Annotated in this window: 1 protein-coding gene; it reads left to right on the top strand. The window is 44.8% G+C overall.

Translation table 11 applies throughout. The features are described 5' to 3' along the window. Window positions 1–2,792: hypothetical protein (locus BKK50_RS11305; protein ID WP_143529823.1), on the top strand; the 2,792-nt coding region annotated here is incomplete at both ends.

Genomic DNA, 2,792 nt, shown 5'->3' with positions numbered 1-2,792 from the left:
GATGGCGGGTGCGTTATTAATAGGAGAATCAGCCCTTGCCGCAACCGCTACCGGAGCAACGACAACAATAAATGTGAATGTAAATACCGCACCGGGTACAGCCACTGGATCCGGTGCCATCACATCAGAGAACAATCCTGTTTATATTTCTACCGATGGTTGGGGAAGAATTGCTATTGGTTCTCATCAAAACTTTGGTGCTGCCAGTGCAACGGGCGGTAATGGCGCAATTGCTATCGGTGGGGGAAGTAAGGCAACCGCTCAAAGTTCTGTGGCACTTGGTACTGCAGCTAATGCCGCCGGTTATGAATCCACTGCACTCGGTACCGGTAGTAGTGCAACACTTGATAGAGCAACGGCTATTGGTAAAAGTGCAAGCGTAACATCAATTGACTCAACAGCGGTTGGCGCAAATTCAGCGGTTAAAAATGATCGTTCAACCGCTTTAGGATCGAATTCTCTCTCGGATAGTTATTCTAGTGTTGTCATTGGTTATAATGCACAAGGTATTCGTGAACGCGATAAATCTTCTGCCAATCCACATATTGTGGCAATTGGTGCCGATGCGATTATCCGTAATACAGATACGCTACAATCACGTGGCTCAACCGCTATTGGGGGTAATGCGCTAGCCGGCTTGCTCACATCCGCCGATGGGACTAAAAATACAGCAAATAACCTTAATGATACTGATTATAAGACTGCCACGGGTGATTTAGATTCCGCACGTTTACTTTACCGCGCCGGTATCACCGATAATAATGGTGCCGTGCTAGTTAACAATGATGCAGAGGGGCGAAATCTTAACTTAATAGTCAATGAGGCAACGGCTATTGGTTTTGATGCTCGTGCCATTGGTGACCAATCTATTGCGATTGGTGCCCAAGTTGTTGCAGGTCATGCCTCAGTTGCCATTGGTGGTAATGATATGGATGCCGTTGCAACACAAGCCAACACTGATATTTATAAAGATATTGTAGGCGCAGAATTAGCAGCAAATAAGTTTGTTCCACCCGGTGGTAACGTAAAAAATCCATTCTATGAAACCACTTATGCGAAAGATGGCTCTGTGGCAATCGGTCAAAAAGCCCATTCAAATGAGTTATTTGGTACTGCTATTGGTACTTCCGCTTTCGTTGAGGATGGTGCTGAATTAGGGACAGCTATTGGTGCCGGTGCCCGAGTTGGACTTCAAAGTAATGCTTCAACTGATACGTTAACATCAACCTCTCTAAAATCGACCCGAGGAGGGGTTGCAATTGCTGCCGGTGCAGTAGCAGAAGGTAACTACACCACGGCGGTGGGTACAGGGGCTCGGGCATTAGATGTGAATGCGACCGCTGTAGGTTATAGAGCATTTGCCAATCAAACCAATGCATTAGCATTCGGCGCAAGTGCGGAATCAAAAGCGACAGATGCCGTGGCAATTGGGTCTAATGCCGATGTCACCGGAGAATCCTCTATTGCATTTGGTACTAACACGAATGTATCGGGAGAAAAATCCGTTGCATTGGGTTCTAATATCACATCATTATCCACCGATGGTTCTGTTGTATTAGGGGATTCTTCAACAGAAGTTCGTACTGACACAAACGGAAATCTAATCAAAGATCTTACACTAAATGGTGAGGCGGTAGGTGGCGCATCGCATGCTGTTGGCACCATCACAAACGCAACCGTCAGAACCTCAGCGGGAGGAATTTTTACTTACAATGGTTTTGCAGGTCAACCGGCAGATGCAGGAAAATATGTGTCTATTGGTCGGGTTGGTGCTGAACGCCAATTAAAAAATGTGGCTGCCGGTAATATTGATGCCAATTCAACCGATGGAATTAACGGTTCACAACTTTATGCGGTGATGACTCAAGCCGCCAACCCATTAACGTTTACTGCAAACACGAATAACGCAACGCGCACCCTTTTCAATGCCACAGCAAATGCCAACGAGACAGCGACTAATGTTGGTTTGGATCGTCAATTAGGTCAAACCCTTAATATTATCGGTGCAGAAACAGCGGCTTCCGGTATCACTCGTAATACCGATATGCATGTTAGTGGTCGTTATTCTGCAAAAAATATTCAAACTTTTGTTAATAATGACGGCGTTCAAATCCAAATGGCTGAAAACCCGGAGTTTAACAGCACGAAAATTGGTGGGACACTAAATGGTACTGTCGTTGAAAATCCAATTACCATTGGTACGGTAAATGGAACCAATATCATTGGCAACTTAAACACAACCTTACCTGACAATAATACCGCCAATGAAAGCACCAAACCGAAAAATCTCACAACGACAAACGCAGCAACCCTAGGTGATGTGTTAAATGCCGGTTGGAATTTGAAAAACAATGAAAGTGCGGTTGATTTTGTCAAACCTTATGACACCGTAAACTTTGTGAACGGTCAAGGCACGATTGCGAAAGCAGAAACTGCCGATGGTATCACCACTAATGTGACATTTGATGTAGATTTGGGAACATTGACAGCTGTTCCAACTGAAAGTGCCGATGCCGATAAAGGTAAAGCGATTGCCGGCAATACGACTACCTATACCGATGAGAACGGTAATCCGGTGACGAAAAATGCAGACGGTACTTACACCGATGCTAACGGTAATCCTATCGCTGAAGGTGATGTAAGAACGAATGTAGAAAATCACAATAACAAAATTGCCACGATTGGCGATATCGTGAATACCATTAACAATGTATTCCACACGGTGAATACCACCAAAGTATATGAACAACTTGAAGATTCCACAGGTGCAAATACTACCGGTATCGCAGTGA

This window comes from Rodentibacter rarus (assembly GCF_001998965.1).
In the GTDB taxonomy this organism is placed as follows: domain Bacteria; phylum Pseudomonadota; class Gammaproteobacteria; order Enterobacterales; family Pasteurellaceae; genus Rodentibacter; species Rodentibacter rarus.
Note: the sequence above shows the minus strand (reverse complement) of the source record. Positions and strands in the feature narration are given on the sequence as shown.